20 protein-coding genes are annotated in these 19,785 nt (G+C 51.9%); 1 reads left to right on the top strand and 19 read right to left on the bottom strand.

All coding sequences use genetic code 11. From position 1 onward, the window contains the following. Positions 1 to 277: 277 nt before the first annotated feature. Complete coding sequence (locus J2T14_RS06860) at positions 278 to 499, top strand: hypothetical protein (RefSeq protein WP_307203635.1); 222 nt, start codon at positions 278 to 280, stop codon at positions 497 to 499. Between the two features lie 140 nt (positions 500 to 639). On the opposite strand, the gene J2T14_RS06855 is transcribed toward J2T14_RS06860, so the two are convergent. The 19 genes from J2T14_RS06855 to J2T14_RS06765 all read right to left on the bottom strand — a co-directional run bounded on the left by J2T14_RS06855 (position 640) and on the right by J2T14_RS06765 (position 19,782). Further along, positions 640 to 822: a hypothetical protein gene (locus J2T14_RS06855; RefSeq protein WP_307469205.1), complete on the bottom strand. Its 183-nt coding sequence runs from the start codon at positions 820 to 822 to the stop codon at positions 640 to 642. Then, positions 822 to 1,589, bottom strand: coding sequence for a class I SAM-dependent DNA methyltransferase (locus tag J2T14_RS06850; protein WP_307469203.1), 768 nt, complete (start codon positions 1,587 to 1,589; stop codon positions 822 to 824). Before J2T14_RS06850 ends, J2T14_RS06855 begins: the two co-directional genes overlap by 1 nt. Continuing rightward, positions 1,589 to 2,515 (bottom strand): CvfB family protein, encoded by a 927-nt coding sequence (locus J2T14_RS06845; protein WP_307469200.1) that lies wholly within the window; start codon positions 2,513 to 2,515, stop codon positions 1,589 to 1,591. The genes J2T14_RS06850 and J2T14_RS06845 overlap by 1 nt, the downstream gene beginning before the upstream one ends. Next, positions 2,512 to 2,859, bottom strand: a complete 348-nt coding sequence (gene rsfS, locus J2T14_RS06840; protein WP_307203632.1) for a ribosome silencing factor — start codon at positions 2,857 to 2,859, stop codon at positions 2,512 to 2,514. Before rsfS ends, J2T14_RS06845 begins: the two co-directional genes overlap by 4 nt. Positions 2,860 to 2,872: 13 nt before the next feature. Beyond that, positions 2,873 to 3,436: a bis(5'-nucleosyl)-tetraphosphatase (symmetrical) YqeK gene (yqeK, locus tag J2T14_RS06835; protein WP_307203631.1), complete on the bottom strand. Its 564-nt coding sequence runs from the start codon at positions 3,434 to 3,436 to the stop codon at positions 2,873 to 2,875. Beyond that, complete coding sequence (locus J2T14_RS06830) at positions 3,414 to 4,016, bottom strand: nicotinate-nucleotide adenylyltransferase (protein WP_307203630.1); 603 nt, start codon at positions 4,014 to 4,016, stop codon at positions 3,414 to 3,416. Before J2T14_RS06830 ends, yqeK begins: the two co-directional genes overlap by 23 nt. Positions 4,017 to 4,095: 79 nt before the next feature. Beyond that, a complete protein-coding gene (yhbY, locus tag J2T14_RS06825; RefSeq protein WP_307203628.1) occupies positions 4,096 to 4,401 on the bottom strand; it encodes a ribosome assembly RNA-binding protein YhbY in 306 nt (101 codons plus the stop codon). Positions 4,402 to 4,451: 50 nt separating this feature from the next. Continuing rightward, positions 4,452 to 5,327 carry a shikimate dehydrogenase gene (locus tag J2T14_RS06820; protein ID WP_307469196.1) on the bottom strand — a complete coding sequence of 292 codons (876 nt, stop codon included), beginning with the start codon at positions 5,325 to 5,327 and terminating at the stop codon, positions 4,452 to 4,454. Between the two features lie 28 nt (positions 5,328 to 5,355). Next, positions 5,356 to 6,483, bottom strand: a complete 1,128-nt coding sequence (gene yqeH / locus J2T14_RS06815; protein ID WP_373458116.1) for a ribosome biogenesis GTPase YqeH — start codon at positions 6,481 to 6,483, stop codon at positions 5,356 to 5,358. Then, positions 6,480 to 7,004 carry a YqeG family HAD IIIA-type phosphatase gene (locus J2T14_RS06810; RefSeq protein WP_307203625.1) on the bottom strand — a complete coding sequence of 175 codons (525 nt, stop codon included), beginning with the start codon at positions 7,002 to 7,004 and terminating at the stop codon, positions 6,480 to 6,482. The genes yqeH and J2T14_RS06810 overlap by 4 nt, the downstream gene beginning before the upstream one ends. 108 nt (positions 7,005 to 7,112) lie before the next feature. Beyond that, positions 7,113 to 9,356, bottom strand: a complete 2,244-nt coding sequence (locus tag J2T14_RS06805) for a DUF4129 domain-containing transglutaminase family protein (RefSeq protein ID WP_307469194.1) — start codon at positions 9,354 to 9,356, stop codon at positions 7,113 to 7,115. Next, a complete protein-coding gene (locus J2T14_RS06800) occupies positions 9,353 to 10,561 on the bottom strand; it encodes a DUF58 domain-containing protein (protein ID WP_307469191.1) in 1,209 nt (402 codons plus the stop codon). Before J2T14_RS06800 ends, J2T14_RS06805 begins: the two co-directional genes overlap by 4 nt. A 43-nt stretch (positions 10,562 to 10,604) precedes the next feature. Further along, positions 10,605 to 11,561, bottom strand: coding sequence for an AAA family ATPase (locus J2T14_RS06795; RefSeq protein ID WP_307469190.1), 957 nt, complete (start codon positions 11,559 to 11,561; stop codon positions 10,605 to 10,607). Between the two features lie 145 nt (positions 11,562 to 11,706). Next, positions 11,707 to 12,057, bottom strand: a complete 351-nt coding sequence (gene spoVAE, locus J2T14_RS06790) for a stage V sporulation protein AE (protein WP_307203620.1) — start codon at positions 12,055 to 12,057, stop codon at positions 11,707 to 11,709. Between the two features lie 5 nt (positions 12,058 to 12,062). Beyond that, entirely contained in the window at positions 12,063 to 13,076 is a 1,014-nt protein-coding gene (gene spoVAD, locus J2T14_RS06785; protein WP_307203619.1) for a stage V sporulation protein AD, read from the bottom strand. A gap of 1 nt (position 13,077) precedes the next feature. Continuing rightward, positions 13,078 to 13,569 carry a stage V sporulation protein AC gene (gene spoVAC, locus J2T14_RS06780; protein ID WP_307469189.1) on the bottom strand — a complete coding sequence of 164 codons (492 nt, stop codon included), beginning with the start codon at positions 13,567 to 13,569 and terminating at the stop codon, positions 13,078 to 13,080. A gap of 1,446 nt (positions 13,570 to 15,015) precedes the next feature. Beyond that, complete coding sequence (locus tag J2T14_RS06775) at positions 15,016 to 17,040, bottom strand: beta-galactosidase (protein WP_307469187.1); 2,025 nt, start codon at positions 17,038 to 17,040, stop codon at positions 15,016 to 15,018. A gap of 77 nt (positions 17,041 to 17,117) precedes the next feature. Further along, positions 17,118 to 18,824, bottom strand: a complete 1,707-nt coding sequence (locus J2T14_RS06770; RefSeq protein ID WP_307469184.1) for an ABC transporter substrate-binding protein — start codon at positions 18,822 to 18,824, stop codon at positions 17,118 to 17,120. Between the two features lie 70 nt (positions 18,825 to 18,894). Beyond that, positions 18,895 to 19,782 (bottom strand): carbohydrate ABC transporter permease, encoded by an 888-nt coding sequence (locus J2T14_RS06765; RefSeq protein WP_307203614.1) that lies wholly within the window; start codon positions 19,780 to 19,782, stop codon positions 18,895 to 18,897. Between the last annotated feature and the right edge of the window lie 3 nt (positions 19,783 to 19,785).

The raw sequence follows: 19,785 nt of genomic DNA, 5'->3' as shown, positions 1-19,785 counted from the left end.
TTCGACTCGCTCCCTACTAGAATTTCAGCAATCAAAAAGCGCTCTCTGACTGCGCTTTCGTCAGATGCGCTTTATCAAGATTTGCTAATGCTCGTCCTTTGAAGGCACCTATATACATCAATATGTAGTTGATGTTTTTGATTTTACATCAAGATATAGGTGGAGTCAATGCAAAATATGGAGAAACTATTAATCTCTATTTTTAAGGCACTCGACTATTTTAACAGAAGCGGATATGATGGGATAGTGACATTTTATAGTTATTTTGGAGGTTAATATGGACGAATCTAAAGAAGCCGCGCCACTGCGCGATTGTGTCGCCGCATTGTTCCGGGATGCCGGTTATGAGGTGCCTGAATTGCTCGCTTATATAGACGAATTGGAACGCGCGAACGAAAAGTTAAAGCTCGAAATTCGGAGGCTGAAGGTTGACGCCGTTCGCCGCTCGCCATCGGCGCAAGGGATGAACAGCAGACTGAAGGATGCGCTTCGGGAGTAAACGGCTGCGATAGCATGTATGAAGCGGACAAGATTGAGAGCTTCCGACGCCTTTTTTATAATAGACATTATTCGACAAGAAACTGCGACCCTCACCCTAGATGTTGTGCTGCCCCATTGTGCAAATCTCCAATCCAATGATCAGTAAGCTCTCCTGTATTGCATAGGTAAGTCCGGCTCATGGCCGACAGCAATGACGGGCATATGGAGCGCCTCTTTGTACGCCTTAGCCATCGGCAGCTTTGCTGGCGGCAAATAAAAAAAGGATAGCCCCAATGTGCCGTCGTAACGGCATATCGGTGCAATCCCTCTTCCCTTTGTCATTATTTCACCGCCGCGAAAAAAAGCCGTTCAGATTCGCTGCTCGCAGGCTGCAGTTGAAAGTCCGCATACCGGTCCACGCTTTTGAAGCCCGCGCGGCGAAGCGCTGCTTCGATCCAGTCCGGCTCATATGCGCGCTGCACATGCTTCTCTTCGAAGCGATAGAAGCGCGAGTCCGAATCGCGTGCGAATATCGTCAAGCTATGCGCGATCTCGCAACGCTCCTCTTCGAATTCGCAAGTCCATATGTAAGCGACGTCCCTTTCGTCCAGCACGAAAGGCTGCTCTTCCGCATAACGAATGAATTGCTTCGGCGGATGCACGTCGAACAGGAATACGCCTCCCGGACGCAATCCCGCATACGTCGCGCGGAATGCTTTCTCGATGTCGCTTTCTTCCGTCAAGTAGTTCAAGCAATCGCAGAACGATATAACCGCGTCCACGGGCTCTGGCAGCTCCCAGCCGCGCATGTCCTGCTGCAGCCATCGGATCGTTCCCGCACGCGGCCTAACAGCCTGCTGGGGAGTCTCATTCCACTTGCCGCGCGCAACCGCGAGCATATCTGCGGATAAATCGATGCCATAGACATGGAAACCCGATCTTGCTAACGGAATCGACAAACTGCCTGTTCCGCAGCCCAAGTCGACAACCGTAGAAGGCATGCCGTAGCGCACCCAGCCCGCTCTAGCGAATCCAAGCCATTCCGCATACGGCATATCCTCCATCAACTGGTCGTATACGGCTGCGAACTGCCCGTAGGAACGCGCCATTAGCCCTCAGCCCCTTCTGCTTCACCGGAAGCAGGCTCAGCTTCAGCTGTAGGAACGAGATAGGTCCAGCTTCCCTTCTGCGTAACGACACCTTCACGCATCAGCTTGCCGATCGCCCGCTTGAACGCCCCTTTGCTAATACCGAACTTCAGCTTGATTATGTCGGCTTCCGTCTCGTCCGAGTAAGGCATGCCGCCGTTCGGGCGCTCCTTCATGAACGCGAGTATGCGGTCCGCATCCTCGACGCGTCCAATCTCCTTGCGCTGAGCCATGGACAGATTCACGCGTCCGTCCTCGCGGATGAACGTAACGCGAGCGCGTACGCGTTCGCCAAGGCGCAGCGGCTTCGTCCGCTCCGAGCTAGGGATGAGTCCATAAACGCCGAAGCCGATCACGCCTCCGTCAACGATGACGAAAGACCCGAGCTGCAAGGTTTTGGATACCCAGCCTTCTACCCATTGATTATTCCATGTCGACGGTGCGGGAAACACCAGCTTGGACAATTCTTCTTCGAAAGCGATCTTCGCGACAAGCCTGCCGATCTTGTCATGCTTCATGACGACGAATACTTCATCGCCCGGGAGCGGCCGGTATTCAATGCTCTCGGGAAGCTCGGACAATGGCAGCAGCAGTTGTCGGCCAAGGCCCATCTCCAGGAAGCAGCCAAGTTTGGGATGCACATCTGCGACCTTTAGACGAGCCAGCTCGCCTAACAACATGTAAGGACGCTTCATCGTCGCGGCGAGGCGATCCTCCGAATCGTAATAGATGAAAGCATCGATCTCATCGTCAAGCTTCGGTTTCTTGCCCTCGAGCTCCGTATAATGGAGCAGCACATCGTCTTCCCCGTTCGTTAGAAAATAACCGTAGGGCGACACTTCGCGTGCCACCCTTAATTTCTCGATCGTGCCGGCTGTCAGGCTCATGCAAACTCCACAACCTTCGCATCGGACCATAGCCGCTCGATATTATAGTAATCCCGCTCATCGCGATGAAAGACGTGTACGATAACGTCGCCAAGATCGATCAACACCCATCTTGCCGAATCTACGCCCTCGATGCCGCGCACGCGCACGCCGTTTTTCTCGGCCTGCTTGCGAATTTCCGTTGCGATTGCCTGCACCTGCGTATCGGAATTGCCGCTGCATATTACAAAATAATCCGCCACAAGCGAAACTTCCTTCAAGTTAAGCCCGACGATTCTTATCGCTTTCTTATCTTCCGCAGCCGCAACCGTAATTTGAAGCAATTCGTCTGAATGTACCGCCATTGCTCAGCCTCCTTTAAATATATGATTCCAATAATGCGTTCCTCGCTTCAATCGTTAGCGGAAAGATGCGCCTGTTCTTCTGCAGCAGGAAGGAGATGGTGGAGTCGAAGCCTGCGACAAGCGCTTTATCGAGATCCTGCTCGCTTAGTTCGCGTATGTTATCGACACCCGGGAAGTCCCTCCCCGGCTCCATATAGTCCGCCAAACATACGACCTTGTCCAACTTCGTCATGCCTCTGCGTCCCGACGTGTGATAGCGGATCGCGTCCAGCACTTCCATATCGTCGATGCCGTATTCATGCTCCGCAACCCATGCGCCTACCGGAGCATGCCACAGCTCTTTGTCGTATTCCAGAAGAATGGCCGGAAGTCCTCGTTCGCGAATGACCGACTCCATCCGATCGGTTGCCCAATATTTAGCGACGTCGTGCAAAATAGCGGCTCGTTCGGCTCGTATCGGATCTTCGCCGAAGCGTTTCGCTAATATTATTGATGTCTCCATTACGCCAAGCGTATGCAGCCATCTCCGTTCCGGCATTTGAGCGCGGACCGATTCAATCATCTGCTCGCGATTCATACAAGCCGTACCTCCTTATGTACTCAAGCACCGTATCCGGTACCATGTATTGGACTGAATGTCCTGCGGTTAACCGGTTGCGGATGTCTGTCGACGATATGCCGATCGGCGGCATTTCGACGATCGTAAGCCTTTGCTTCAAGAAGGACGGCAGCTGGCCCGGCTGCGCAGGCTCGGCCGGCCTCTCCAGCCCGATGAACGTTACCAGCTCCGCAAGCTCTTCGATACGATGCCATTTGCACAAGTCATTAATACGATCCGAGCCGATAATGTAAGCAAAGGAACGACCGGGGTAACGCTTGATTAGTTCGCTGACCGTGTCATAGGAGTAACTGATGCCTCCGCGCTTCAACTCAATATCGAGCACGCGGAACGCATCGTTCGTCGCGACCGCGGCTTCGACCATGCCGTAGCGATGCTCGCTGCTTACGCCGGGCTCGTTCGCCTTCAGCGGAGGCATGTAGGAAGGTATGAACCATACTTCCTGCAGACCGCATTGCTCGCGGGCTTTCTCCGCGGCAAGCAAGTGGCCTGTATGAACCGGATCGAACGTGCCGCCCATAATTCCGATCTTACTCAAGTGGGAGCGACCTCCTCGCTTGTGTTGTTTGTTCATTCGCTGCAATTACGCAGGCGCGAAAGCGCCGGCAGCAGCGCGTTTACTTCGAAGTCGCCTTAGGGAGCACGATTTGTTTGTTGTCCTTGGACTCTTTGTACAGGACGATCGTTTTGCCGATGACCTGCACAAGCTCCGCGCCTGCCGCGTCCGCGATCTCCGCTCCGATTTCCTTCGGATCGTCCAAGCAGTTGTTCAATACGGAGATCTTAATCAGCTCGCGGAACTCAATCGCTTCCACAATATGGCGGACAAGATGATCGTTTGTACCGCCCTTTCCGACTTGGAAGATCGGCGTCAGGTGATGAGCCAATGATCTTAAATACCTTTTTTGTTTACCTGTAAGCATCTATTGTTTCCTTCTTTCATTCATCTATATCGTATTTATTGTTTTTCGATCTAAACTTGACCGAGCAACGCCGCCGTGACAACCTCGCGCATCGCCGCGGTAGGTGCGGGCCTGCCTGTCCAGTACTCGAAGGCGTATGCTCCCTGATAGACGAACATACCCAAGCCGCCGTGAATGATGCAGCCTCGCTCCTCTGCCTCCTGAAGCAGCTTCGTCTTCAGCGGATTGTATACGATATCGCTGACCACCGTCCCAGGCTTCAGCCACGAAGCGTCAAGCGGGCTTGCATCCGTGTTCGGAAACATGCCGATCATCGTCGTATTAATCACGATGTCCGCGTCCGAGCAAGCCTCCTGCAACTGCTCCGGCGGTAAAGCCGCAATATCGGCGCGGTTGCTGAAAGCTTCCGCCAGTTCAGACGCTCTGGCAACCGAACGGTTCACGATCGTCATCCGGCCGGGCTTCTCGCCGGACAACGCAAAGACGATGCCGCGCGCTGCTCCCCCCGCGCCAATAACAACGATACGCTTGCTTTCAAGCGAGCTTGCCGCTTCTTCCTTCAAAGATCGAACATAGCCGATCCCATCCGTATTGTAGCCGATCAATCGCCCGTTATCGTTCACAATCGTATTGACGGCTCCAAGCGCCCTGGCCCCGTCATCAATTTCATCCAGAAACGCCATGACGTCAAGCTTATGCGGAATCGTTACGTTCACTCCGCGTACCCCCATCGCTCTTATGCCAGCGATAAACTCGCTCAACCGATCATTCGTTACGTGAAAAGCCATATAAGCGCCGTTAATCCCTGTCTCGCGAAACGCCCGATTCATCATAATCGGCGATTTCGAGTGACGAATCGGATCTCCGATGACGCCATATAAAGCCGTATGGCTATCTATCCGGTTGCCTTCCCCTGCAATCGTCAACGCCCGTTCCCTCCTCCGTCGCTCTCGCCTAGATCATCGAATCGCGCAGCATGACTTTAACGCCCTTCGGCGCGTACAGATCCAGCATTGCTCCATTCGTACCGTTCACCTGAATCCAGCCTAGACCGGAGATGAACAAATCCTTATTCGAGCCTCGAGGAACGCGAAGCGAATGTCTTGTCCAAGCCGGAATTTCCTCCAGCTCCTCGCGCGTAGGTCCGCCGAGCAGCTCGCCTCGGTGATCCTCGTACAACGCATCGGCTCTCTCCAGCTTCGTACGATGAACATTCAATGCGTTCGATATATAAAGTGTGAACGACTGGCGGTCGCCCTCGACAAAATCGAATCGCACAAGGCTGCCAATAAACAGCGATTGTCCCGAATTTAATTGATAAACGAGCGGCTTGATCGGCTTGTCCGGCAAAAGAGACCCAAGGAAACTGCGCGGAACAACTTCCGTCATCCGAGTCGTATAGACAATCCCAGGCGTATCAATGATCGCTTTGCCATCCTCAAGCGGGATATGTACGGCATCGAGAGTCGTGCCCGGATAGCGGGACGTTGTAAGCTCGCGTTCCATATCGCTGTAATCGCGAATAAGCCTATTGATCAATGTCGACTTGCCGACATTGGTCGCTCCGACAACGTAGACATCGCGATCGCCACGGTAACGCTCAAGCGCATCGATGACATGCTCGAAGCCCATATTGCGCTTCGCGCTGCAAAGCACGATATCGACCGTACGCAGACCTTCCGCCTTCGCTTGCTTCTGCACCCAGTTGCGCAGGCGATTCACGTTCATTGCTTTAGGCAGCAAGTCGATTTTGTTAACGACAAGCAATACCGGATTATTGCCGACAAAACGCTGCAAACCGGAAATCAAACTGCCCTCGAAATCGTACAGATCGACGATATGCACGACAAGGCTGTCGGTCGAGCCGATGCTGCTCAGCAGCCGCAGGAAGTCGTCTTGATCAACCGCTACGGACGATGCTTCATTATAATTGCGAATGCGGAAGCATCGCTGGCATATAACCGGATCTCTAAGCAAGGCCGACTCCGGCAAAAATCCAGCCAAGTCCGAGCGCTCCGATTGAAGCTGGACGCCGCAGCCCGCACAAGACCTCGCAGTCTGACTAAGTTGTTGTTCGTTCACTTTGTATCCCCCTCGTACCATAACCCTTTTTTGCGCAGTTGCCTCAGCGCTATTCTTTCTATTAGACGGTTGACGCGCGTCATGATCCCTTCGTCGGAAGGCGATATCGCCGCAACCAAAATCGTGAATAGCCCCATACGATTGCCGCCGAGCACATCCGTCATCATCTGATCGCCTATAACGACCGTCTCATTGGCAGGAAGCCCAAGCACGCCGAGCGCTTTGCGAAACGCTTTCGCAGCCGGCTTGCGGGCCGCATGGATGAACGGAATTTGCAACGGCGTTGCAAATTTCCCTACCCGTGATTCATTATTATTCGAAACAATAACAACTTTAAACCCTCGCGACCGCACATAGTCAAGCCATGTGACAAGCTCCGGCGTCGCCAAAGCTTCCTTTGCGCCGACGAGGGTATTGTCCAGATCCGTAATGATGCCGCGAATGCCCTGCGCATGCAACACATCTAATTCAATATCATACACCGTATTCACGCGCATGTTCGGCAACAACCGTTCAAACATAATTCTAATCCCTCTGCTTTCTGCCTGCTATCTTACGAAACTATACCATACAATGCAAATTTGTTGCAAAAAAAACCGCCGCCGAACTGGTCGGCAGGCGGTACTTGGTCATTTGAGCTGATCGATCAGCGATCTCACCTTATTCACGAATCGTTCGACCTCGTCATTCGATGCAAGCTTCGTGCTGTATTTAGCTTGTTCGAAGCCGTCCAGCACGATTCTGAAGTCGTCGCGCAGCCGCTTCTGACTCTGCGACCATCGCAGCACGGCCTCGCGCATCGTCTCATGCTCTTCGCGTTCCATGCCTCGTTTCTTGCATATGCGAAGCAGCTTATGGGTCTCCAACACAATGCGGTCATTCGATGTAAAGGCACCGTGTCGAACCTTCCGCCAAACTCCGACCAGACGGTCTCGACGAACGAACATCCACACTGCAGCAAACAATACAATAAACGAGGTCGAGCTCCACAGCCATGCCGGGTGGATGCTGCCTGATTCGGATTCGGCAATCGTCCCGCCGCCTCCTCCTTCGGCGTTAAGGTCGGGCAATGGGGCAACCTCTTCTTCGGGGAGGGTGTAAGGGAACGAGAAACCTGCCGTAGCTTCGAACGGAATCCAGCCAAAGCCTTCAAAATAAATCTCGACCCAGGAATGCGCGTCCGAATTGCGAACCGTGTACGTTCCCGAGCCATCCGGATTCAAATCTTCTTCCATCATATCGCCCGGAGGACCGCCGAAAGAGCTGACCGGCAACGCTCCCGGCGAAAATCCTTTCACCCAGCGCGTTGGCAGGTCGAGACTGCGGGATAATACGGCCATCGCGGATGAGAAATAATCGCAATAGCCTTCCTTGATCTCGAACAAGAACGTATCGACAAAGTCATGGCTCTTGCCAGTTGCCTTGGATAGATCAGGCTTATTATTATAATTGAAGTTAAGCCTCAAATATTCGACGAGCAGCTTCGCCCTATCGTAGTCATTCGTCGCCGTTGCCGTCACCTGCCGAGCAAGCTCGCGCACGCGGTCCGGCACCGTATCCGGCAACTGCAGGTACACCGCGTCCCTATTCGTATCGCTCCAGCCAGCGCTTGCTTGCCTGAGCGCTGCCTCGTCCAGCACTGTCACTTGCGAGGTGACCGAATAAGTCTCGGGATACGGCTCACCGTACAGTTCGCTCCAGTGCAGCTCCCACGAGCTAGTCAGCCACTCGAGGCTGCGAGGAAACGTCGTCTGTTCGCTGCCAACCCAGTTCACTTTATTGACCGGAGTAGCTGCGAACAAGACCGGATAGACGTCATTGCGAAGCATCGTGACGATTTGGCTGACCTCCACCGTCTTCGCAAGCGAACGCTCATCGCGGAGCGGCAGCTCCTCCTTCCGAAGAATGTCCGTTACGCCTGCATCGTCATCCGCCTCGCCCGTCGTTATCCATCCCTCGCCCGTGTAGAGGGAGCGAGTCTCGCCGCGCCAATAGCTTCGATGCGAGGTCGAGACCGTCATCATCGGCGAATAATCGAAGTCGAAGCCGCCGCCCAACTGTTCGTCATTTCTGCTATAACCCGAGCTCGAGCTGCCCTTGCCGAATGGCGAAACGGCCTCAAGCCCTTTCTCTCCTAGAAATACCTGAACCGTCTCGCCTTTCGATTCTTTCCATATCGTGTACGGATCTTGCAGGATCGGAGACAAAGAAGGCATATTCAGCCCTACGGTCATAAGCACGGCCAGTACAAGCGCAATCGGCCATATTAATTGAAGCGGATATTCAATCAACTCGCTCCAGCTTCGCGGATGCTCCTTCTGCAAGCGATGCAGATGCCCAGCGACAAGCCACAGCAAACCGACAAATACGACGATGCCGACCTCTTCCCATAACCAGATCGGCGTGAATGAATCGGCTATCGTTAACGTCGTGATGGCAAAGCCCAGAAAAGCAAACATTCTAGACCGCGTCGTGGTCCATAGTCCGAAGAGCACTTGAATGAGCAGCAAAGCTCCGCTGATCTCAATAAACGGATGCAATTGCACCGCGTGAGCCTGGAGCCACCAGAACCAATCGCGGAAGCTCTCGGGTCTGGATATCAGCCATTCCATAGGCGCGTATTGAATCGTAATGACGAGCGCCGCGGCAATATGCAGCACGATCTTAGTGAAGCGGAAGCGATAAGGAATTATAAGTACTATAATAGCGCCCGCCAGCAACGTTCCTCTGGCGATCGTATACGTTTCTTCCCACCAAAATTCATCGAAAATAGCAATTGTCTGCCAAATTAGCAGGGTGACAAATAGCATCGTCAGTTTCATGTACCACTGATCTACGAACCCAGCCCCTATTATCCGAAGAAGCTTGCTCATGCGATTCCGCCTCCTTCCAACACGCCCGGAAGCTCCTGTAATTGCCGAATCGAGTATACGGGCCAGCCCTTCTCGCTCATCACGCGATTCCAAGCCGTATTATGGCTAAGCAGATCTTTCGAGGAAGCAATATGAAGCAAGCAAGGGGTAACGCCTTTGCGCGCCAGCCATTCCATGCTTTTCAGCACATCCGGCCCGGAGTCGGGCGTAATGACGACGGCAAAGCTGCCCGGCTCGATCGCTTGATCGGCCATCATTAGCGATGAATAAAGCGAATAAGTGGCGTCGGCATCCACGAAGGTGAGGTGCCTCATAAGCATATTCCGCTGCTCGAGTCCCGACTTTGGAGGCAGCATCGTAATACTGGCTCCGATGGATAGCAATCCCATCGCCGTATCTTCCTTCAGGCCGTTCTCCAGCAGCGAAGCTGCTGTGGAGACCGCAAGCTCAAAGCGATCGGGCAATTCGCCTCCATATGCGCCAGGACTGCGGTCAAGGACAATTAGCGTACGCGGCAGCGATTCGCGCTCGAACGCCTTCGACTTCCATTGACCCGTCTTCGCCGTGGCGTTCCAATGAACGCGGGACAGACGATCTCCGTACAAATATTCGCGAACGCCGTTAATCTGCGTCGTCTCCTTCGCAGAACGGGAAGCGATCGCGTGAGAGTAGGGCCCCCTTATGCCGCGCTGCACGCCATGCCATCGTCTAAGCTGTACCGTCTGGGGCAGCACCGTAAACACCGTCTCGGTGCCGAATCGTCCAGCATGCTCGAATAAGCCGAACACGTCATAGGTTAAGCATTCCGTGCCTACGAATCGATATTCGCCGCGCACAAGCGGCGGCGTCTGATACGCAACCTTGCCGATCCGCTTCCAGTTCGGGACGAACGAAGTTTCAAAGGATAGCGCTTGCCCGTTATGACGCTGGAGCCGATCCCTCACGATCACGTATGGCAGCGGGTATACGCCCGGAATCTTTACATTCAAGTTAACCTCCAGCGAACTGCCGGCTGCAAGCGATTGATCCATCGCCAATGCCCCTTGGCTGGCATACGTTCTGCTGCCATCGACGCGATTTATGCCGCTCCATTTGCCAAGCAATAAGTAGATCAGCAATAAATTGAGTATGACAAATAGCATAAACGCGGTTTTGCCGCCTTGGAATAGAAAATAAAATAGGCTGACCGTATAAATAAAAGTCACTAACTGCCAACGCCTCTTGGAAGATCTCGCGCTTGACATTGACTTAGCGCTCTAGCCGGACCGGCACTTTCGTATTCTGGAGCACCTGCGAGATAACATCCTCCGGACGGAGACCGTTCATCCGCGATTCTGTCCGCAGCAGCACTCTATGAGCCAGCACGTATGGAGCAAGCTCCTTCACATCATCCGGCGTGACGAACTGCCTCTGCTTTACGTAAGCGCTTGCTTTGGCCGCTCTTGCCAAGGCGATTGCGGCACGAGGGCTGGCTCCCAGCAAAACGCTGGCATGCTCGCGCGTACTCCGAATAAGACTGACTAAATAATTGCCTACAGCATCATCGATATGCACATTCATTGCTTGCTTCTGAATCTGGATCATATCCTCCATGCTAATCAACTGTTCTACGCGATCCGAAGGATGAACGTCCTCTGCGGACAACACCATTCGCTGCTCGTCCTCCTGGCTCGGATAGCCAAGCGAGAGCTTCATCATGAAACGGTCAAGCTGCGCTTCCGGCAACGAATACGTTCCTTCGAACTCGATCGGATTTTGAGTAGCGAGCAATATAAATGGCTGAGGCAGTTCATACGTATCGCCGTCAACCGTAACATGTCCCTCCTCCATCGCCTCAAGCAAAGCGGATTGCGTCTTTGTCGTCGCTCTATTTATTTCATCGGCCAGCAAAATGTTCGCCATTACTGGACCTGGCCGGAATAGGAATGTTTCTTGTTTAGGGTGATAGATGGAAACGCCGGTTATATCTGTTGGAAGAAGATCGGGGTTGCATTGAATTCTCCGAAATTGGCCTCCGATCGTTTTTGCTAACGCTTTCACCAATTGCGTTTTCCCGGTACCGGGGACGTCTTCCAGCAATACATGCCCGCCGGCGATGACCGCAATGAGCAATCTCTCGATTTCGTCGTGTTTTCCCAGGATACAAGATTCTAAGCTACGTAATATCGAAGAACATAATTGCATGTCAGCAGGACGCATATCCATTTTATTACCTCCCGGAAAGTTACAAGTATGAAAATAGCACTAGTACTATTTTACAGTAATTCCTTTAGAAAGCACAAATTTTTTCACTCCAAAAAAAATTGGAGAATCCCACAGGACTCTCCAATTTACAGTCTTTTGCTTATTATTACCCTTTGGGCCGAACGACAAGCGCCGCAAGAAACGAGAAAATAATCGCCGCCGAAACGCCCGCGCTTGTGACTTTGAAAATACCTGAAATAACGCCGATCCACCCTTGATCATGAAGCTCGGTTAAGGCGCCGTGGACAAGGGCGTTTCCGAAGCTCGTAATCGGTACGGTCGCTCCGGCGCCGGCGAACTTAACAAGCGGCTCGTACAAGTCGAATCCGTCCACGATCGCCCCGATAACGACAAGCGTCGCCATCGTATGCGCCGGGGTAAGCTTGAACACATCGAACATGATTTGTCCAACGACGCAAATCGCCCCGCCCACTAAAAATGCCCACAAAAAGATCATACCGCTTAATCACCTCCATTCGAGATTGCAACAGCATGTGCAATGCATGGAATGCTCTCGCCCTGCTGGTACGATAGCGGAGAGAGCAGAGCCCCGGTCGCCACAACCAATATCCGCTTGAGCTCTCCCTGACGCATGCGCTTGAGCAGATGTCCATAAGTGACGACCGCCGAGCAGCCGCAGCCGCTCCCTCCCGCTTGTACCTTCTGCCGCTGCACGTCGTAAACCATGAGACCGCAGTCATTGAAGACCGTTTCATCCATCGGCACGCCGTCCTTCATAAGCAGCTCCTTCGCAATCGGATGGCCGACACCGGCGAGATCGCCGGTCACGATCAAATCATAGTCCTTCGGCGTTCTTCCCGTATCGTTAAAATGCATTTGAATCGTATCGACTGCAGCAGGCGCCATTGCCGCGCCCATATTGAAAGGGTCCTTAATGCCTAGATCGACGATTTTGCCGATTGTCGCGCACTCGATAACCGGGCCATCGCCTTTAGCGGCTATGACGGCCGCTCCTGCCCCCGTAACGGTGTATTGCGCTGTCGGCGGCTTCTGCGATCCGTATTCGGTTGGGTACCGGAATTGCTTCTCTGCCGTACAGTTATGACTGCAAGTTCCTGCTAGCGCATAATGGGCTCCACCTGCATTGACGATCATGGCCGTAATTGCGAGCGACTCCATCGAAGTCGAGCAAGCGCCAAATACTCCTAGATAGGGAACGCCAAGCGATCTCGCGGCGAAGCTGTTGCTAATAATCTGGTTCATGAGATCGCCGCCGACGAAATATTGCAGATCGCCACTCTGAATGCCAGCGTTCTGAATGGCAAATTCCGACGCTTGCTCAAGCAGCAGCCGCTCCGCCTTTTCCCAGCTCTTCTGCTGCATGTCAAGCTCGGGATGAATGAGATCAAAGTCGGCCGCCAGCGGTCCGTCGCCTTCATCGGGGCCGACGACAGTAGCGGCGCCGACAATTACCGGGCGCTTATCGAACTTCCACGATTGTTTGCCGAGCAGCATCTTATTGCCCTCCAGTTCCAAGAATAAGATGAACGATACCAACGACAAAAGCCGCAACAACGCCGAATACGATAACCGAGCCGGCCAACTTGAACATGTTACTGCCGACACCAAGCACGAGTCCCTCGCTGCGATGCTCAAGCGCCGCGGAGCACATCGAGTTCGCAAAGCCGGTTACGGGAACAGCGGAGCCCGCTCCGGCCCATTGGGCGATCTTGTCATAGACACCAAGACAAGTTAATATGACCGACAATAAAATAAGCACCGCCACAGTCGGGTTGCTCGCGGCTTCTCGGTCCATCCCCATCAAATGCACGAACATTTCCTGAATCGCTTGTCCGAGAACGCATATTAGACCGCCAATTATAAACGCCCTAATGCAATTGGCGAAGATCGATCGCGAAGGCTCTCGTGTCTTCGCGAATGACTGATACTCCTTAGGCGACATCGTCATCTTCTTGTACTTCTGACTGCCCGTGCTCTTCGTTGACAATGCTGTACCCTCCTTCTCTCGAACGGCAAAATCGCATTAGATGCCGCCTGTTCATGTTCATCATGACAGAGCAAGCTGTCTTCCGGTTCATTATTTGTCACGATGGCATTACTTATGCTCCACCTTCTTATAGTCAACCTTGATCGACTTCCTTAGATTAAATTGTCATCATGTTTTTATTCCTTTTGATTCGCTATCCCTTCTGTTCAGGAATAATTCGGATCGATTGTCATTCCATTTCAGATTTCCCTTTAAAACTATACGGAAGGGCACCCCTCCGCTGAAGCAGAAATAAGGAGCATGCCGCAATCGTTGCAAGCGGCACTCTTCCGAACGAATCTTCCTATTTCAAAATAAAGCTGGCTATTGACGGCGGTCAGGCCCGCAATCGATTATCCTCTTCGTCGGAAATTTCCTTCATTAAAGATCATGTCCATCCAGATCTCGAGCAACTTACAATTAATCGATGGCATGCAAATCTTCCAACATCCACATCAACGCTGCCTCAACTAGCTAATCAGCTTTCTTCCAACCCATCCTGCTCCCCTCTCGTTCATTTGCTCGGTCTTTGTCTTGCGCAGCCATGCTCGCACCAATCTAAGCCTACATGGACTGAATCCATGCTGTCGGTAATTAACAAACGCTACATAGAAAGACAGCGCATGGACTTATCATCGGTATATAGGCCATCACTAACAAACTCCATTGTTAGTTAATTGCATCACGATAAGCAAACAGCAGTAATCCACCGCAACCTTCCCTGAATTGCGACGCACTCCGGACAGGAGATAGCCGAACCAACTTGTCCAAACTCGTTCCGTTAACTATGTCGATCTCGTATGAGCGGATTTCATGGGTTTCTTTTTTTGATAGCTTCTTTTTCTTGGAATTTTGCTTGGGTTCTTGTCTTGAGTTTTTGTCTTGAGTTCTTATCTTGAGTTCTTATCTTGAGTTCTTAACTTGAGCTCTTGTGCTTAGTGGTTTTTCTGTTTCTTTATTTCATTGCCTTCATCCTGAGCTGGTAGGAGTGTGAAGCAAAGGAGCTGGAAGAGCTAAAAGAGGTGATTGAGTGAATAAGGAAAAATTGGGGTCGAGGTTGCGGGCTTTTCGGTTCAACCATTACCCTTCCTGAGATGATGGGAGATTAAAGCAAAAGAGTTAAATAATGAGATAAAGGATGAGCTCCTTCTCTGAGGAGAAGAAGCTCGTGGTTGTTTGTGGAGTTTCGATGAAATTCATTATAGCCATGAAGTGAGTAATATGATGACGAGCAGTACGTACAGCACGAGCAGAATGATCGATAACGAAAGTGGTGTACGCCGTTTCCTTAACATCTGCCGTTCCTCCTTGCAGTGGGCTTCTATCCGCATTATATGCCGCCGCATGCGAGACCGGAGCTTGTCCTGTTGCCCGATATCAAAAATACTCGTTCTAGCTAACCGTTCGCTATTGCTCGATTATGAGTACGCCTTTGGCAGCTAAGGAGTACTCGCCGCTTACAAGCTGGCCGGTAAGCAAATCTTTGCTTGGCTCATCTTGAAGCTGAACGAGCGCGGCTTCGGCATTGTGGTTAAGCACGAAGGTGAACGACTTGCCATCCTTGACCCGGCGAGTAACTTCCACGCCTGTTGGGGCGGCAAGCAATGGATCAATGCCTTTTTCCTTGCAAATTGTGGATAGCAATGATTGCAGCAACGCCTTGTCAGGGCTGGAAGCCACGTACCATGCTTCGCCTTCGCCGAATTTGTTAACGGTCAATGCGGGCATGCCTTGGTAGAAATCGGAGCCGTATTGGGCGATGACCTCTGCGCCTTCGGAATGAATGAGGTCGCATAGGATGCTGCAAGAATAGGATCCGCCCAGTTCGCCTCGCGCTTGGTTAACGACGATTTGATTCGTCTGGCCCGGCAGCAGAGCGTCGATTTCCTCGGCCCAAATGCCGAGAACTTTGCGCAGCTCGCCCGGATAGCCGCCAATTGTCACTAGATCGTTCTCATTCACGATACCGCTGAAGAATGTCGTAATGAATGTTCCGCCGCGGGCAACGAATTGCTCGACCTTCTCGGCAAACCCCGGTTTAACCATATACATGACCGGAGCGATCACGAGCTCGTATTTTTCCAAGCTCTCTTCAACGCTGATCATATCCGTTTGAATGTTCAATTCGAACAAGGCATCGTAATACTTATGCACTTCGTCTACATACTTGAGCGCGATGCTCGGACCGCTCGACAGCTCGACCGCCCAACGGTTCTCCCAATCGAAGACGATGGCCGCCTTCGCATCGTTGCGCGAATCAAGCAGCGTATCGCCAAGCTGCTGCAGCTCGTGGCCAAGCTCGGCGCATTCGCGGAATACGCGGGTATGCTCATGGCCGACATGCTCGATCACTGCGCCATGATACTTCTCGCAAGCGCCGATCGAGCGGCGAAGCTGGAAGAACATGACGGTGTCCGCGCCATGCGCCACCGCTTGATAACTCCACAACCGCATGACCCCAGGACGCTTCAATGCATTATAGGCCTGCCAGTTCTGTTGGCTCGGTGTTTGCTCCATAAGCATGAACGGTTGGCCGCTCTTCAGACCGCGCATCAGCGAATGCGTCATAGCGGTGAAGCTGACCGGCGTGTCAATGGACGGGTAATTATCCCATGAAACAACATCCATATGTTTGGCCCATTTGAAATAATCAAGTTCGGGATAAGTACCCATTAGGTTCGTCGTGATCTGAACATCGCTCGAATGCTTGCGGATGGCGTCATACTCCAGGCGGTAGCAGTCAAGCAGGCTGTCCGATTGGAATCTGCGGTAATCGAGCGAGATGCTTTGGAAGTTGGACCGATTGCCGCCCCACTCCTCGCTTAGCGCGTTAGGAGGCACGATCTCGTCCCACTCATAGAACGTATGGCCCCAGAAGCCGGTGTACCAAGCTTTGTTCAACTGCTCGATGCTGCCGTAACGAGCCTGCAGCCATACGCGGAATTGCTCGGCGCAATTATCGCAATAGCAGTAGCCGCCATATTCGTTGGAAATATGCCAAACGACAAGTCCGGGATGATTTTTGTAGCGCTCCGCGATTTTATCGGCCAGAATCGCTGAATATTTTCGATACGCGGGACTGTTCGGGCATGAGTTATGGCGTCCGCCGAATTTGCGCTTGCGTCCGTCATAGTCCACCCGCGTCACATCGGGGTATTTCTTAGCCATCCAAGCCGGATGCGCGCCCGTGCTCGTCGCAAGCGTAATATATATATTATCCTTGTAGAGCCTGTCCATAATACGGTCGAGCCACTCGAAATTGTATGTATCCTCGTTCGGCTGAATACGCGCCCAAGAAAATACGTTAACCGTTGCAACATCGATGTCCGCGAGCTTCAGCATGCGAATATCGTCTTCCATTACTTCGTCCGGCCATTGCTCCGGATTATAGTCTCCGCCGTACCAAATTTTCGAAAGCTTTTCGTTAATCATGGTTGACCACTCTCCCTCGAATAAACAACGGAAAGAGCTCATCTTCATGAGCTCCCCGTTTTGTTCTTATTTTAAGCTTATTTGGACCAAAGCTCAACGCGGTCCTTAACCATTTTCGTAAACTCGGCATTCAACTCGGCTACGTTCGCATCTTCAAGGTCTTTCAAGAAAGCGTCGTATACTTTGTCGAAGTCAGCTGGCTTAGCAAGAATCGCTTCAGGAATACGTTTCTTCATAATATCTTGCGTCTTCTGGAAAATAACGTTCGCTTTGGAGCCCGTCTCGAACGGCAACGTCCATGCAGCGCCGTATTTGCGCTCTGGGAACGCATCGTCAGCCGGCCAGAAATCTTTGTATACTTTTACGCCGTATGCGGCAAGCGTCTTTTTGTCGGCTTCGGAATAATTGGTTTGGATTTGTTCAGGGAACGTCGTTGTATAGTAGTTGCCCGTCGGATCCAGTACGCCGTCGCCATAACGAGCGGACAAGAAGTAGTTGCCGATACCGGTCGTTTTCTTGAACGTGTTGTTGTCGTTCGATTTCATAGCTTGTACGTCTTCAGGGATAACGCGTTTGCCGTCAACGACATTGTAATGCTTGCCTTCGATACCCCAGTTCACGAGTACTTGACCTTCGTCGGAAGCAAGGTAGTCAAGGTATTTGATCAAACGAACCGGATCTGCAGCGGATTTCGTAATACCTACGCCGAAACCGGACAGGTAACCTGTACCTTGGAAAGAATGATCTTGGTACGAATCGTTCAGCGTTACAGGGAAACGAGCGTATGTCGCGCCGAATTTGCCTTCGGCTTTCAGAGCGTTCTCGGCATCTGCATAATCCCAGTTTTGGTCGATCAGACCGATAACGCGGCCGGAAGCGATTTTTGCTTTGTATTGGTCGTACTTCTGAACGAAGCTTTCTTTGTCAAGCAAGCCGACATCGTTCATATGGTTCAACCAACGGAAGTATTCTCTTTCTTCAGGACGTTGGTAGTGCATGATCGCTTCATGCGTATCTTGGTTGACATAGAATTCGCCGTCATCCGGAGCGCCTGTAGCGTAGAAAGCAGGGTTTGTAACGGAAATCAAAATTTGCCATTCGCCGCCGTTAAGGGACATACCGATACGCGGTTGGCCGTCTTCCGTCTTAGGGTTTTTCTCTAGGTACGCTTTAATCGCGTTCTCGTAATCTTGAACGGTTTTGATCTCAGGGTATCCAGTTGCCTCAAGCACTTGGTGCTGCAGTTGGAAACCGCCGCCCGCATCGAAATACGTATGGCCGACAAGGTCTAGAGGAAGCGTGTAAATCGCATCGTCATCCGCGCTCCACACAAGACGGTTGAGGTATTCGCCGTAAACTTTTTTGATATTCGGACCATGCTCTTCGATCAATGGACGAAGGTCGACCATTGCACCTGCGTCAACAAGCTTGCCGATGTTGCCTTTTGGCATTACGAGATCCGGATAATCGTCGCTTGCTACCATGAGTGCGAACATATCTGCATCCGTACCGCCTACTGGAAACTCGGCTTTAATCGAAATGCCTGTTTTTTCTGTCAGAAACTTGCCGATATCGCTTTGGTTATCGTCCCAGTTCGCATTGACGTCGCCGGATGCGAAACGGATCGTCATCGGTTCGAGGTTTTCGGATTCCGCAGGTGCATTCGTGCCGTTCCCGGCATTCTTGCCTGTGTTGTTGCCGTTATTGCTGGATCCGCATGCCGTTACGAAAACGAACACAAGCGCCAGAAGCAACGTTATAGCATACTGTGTTTTTCTCTTCATTGCTTAAAAGCCTCCCTTTTCTTGTATAAAAGATAGTTTGTATATAACAGGGAACCTGCTATTACCAATGTTAGCTTTTCACTGCGCCTAATGTCATTCCTTTTACGAAATATTTCTGCAGGAATGGGTAGACCAGCAAGATTGGAACGGTAACGACGATCGTAATCGCCATCTTGATCGATTCGGGCGATACGGCCGCGATCGCTTGCTGCGCGTTCGGGTCGCGATAGTTGTTGCCCGATTGCGTCGACTGAAGCACCTTCATCAATTCATATTGAAGCGTCGTATTCTCCGGAACGCGGGCATTGTACAGATACGTATCAAACCAAGCATTCCAATGTCCTACGGCGATGAATAACGCGATTGTTGCAAGCACCGGCTGGCACAGCGGAAGAATGATCCGCCAGAAGATCGTCCAGTCGTTCGCGCCGTCGATCTTAGCCGACTCTTGCAGGGCGTACGGCAATCCGTCGATGTAGGAACGAACAACGAACACGTTCCAGACGCTTAATAGGGCCGGAATGATGTACACATAGAACGAACCGATCAGACCCAAGTTTTTGATAAGCAAGAACCCTGGAATTAGACCGCCCGAGAAGTACATCGTCATGGCGAATAAGAAGGACATCCATCTTCTTCCCTGAAAATCAGGACGGCTTAACGTATAAGCCAGCATGGAAGCTGCGATAACGCCGAAGAGCGTACCGACAACCGTTCGGATCACCGAGTTTTTGAACCCGGTGACTAGACCTTCAAAGCCAAATATCGTTTCGTAGTTTTTCCAAGTAAATTCCCTTGGGAATATGGTTATACCGCCGCGTACGGTGTCTACCGAATCGTTTAATGAAATAGCGAGTACGTTAAGGAAAGGATATAATGTTACGATCCCGACGATCGCCATGATCACATAAATGAATATATCGAATATTTTGTCGCTGCTTCTCTGTATCCCTTGCATATG

The sequence above is a fragment of the Paenibacillus harenae genome (genome assembly GCF_030812415.1).
GTDB classification, from domain to species: Bacteria; Bacillota; Bacilli; order Paenibacillales; family Paenibacillaceae; genus Pristimantibacillus; species Pristimantibacillus harenae_A.
This window is presented reverse-complemented; position numbering and strand designations above follow the sequence as displayed.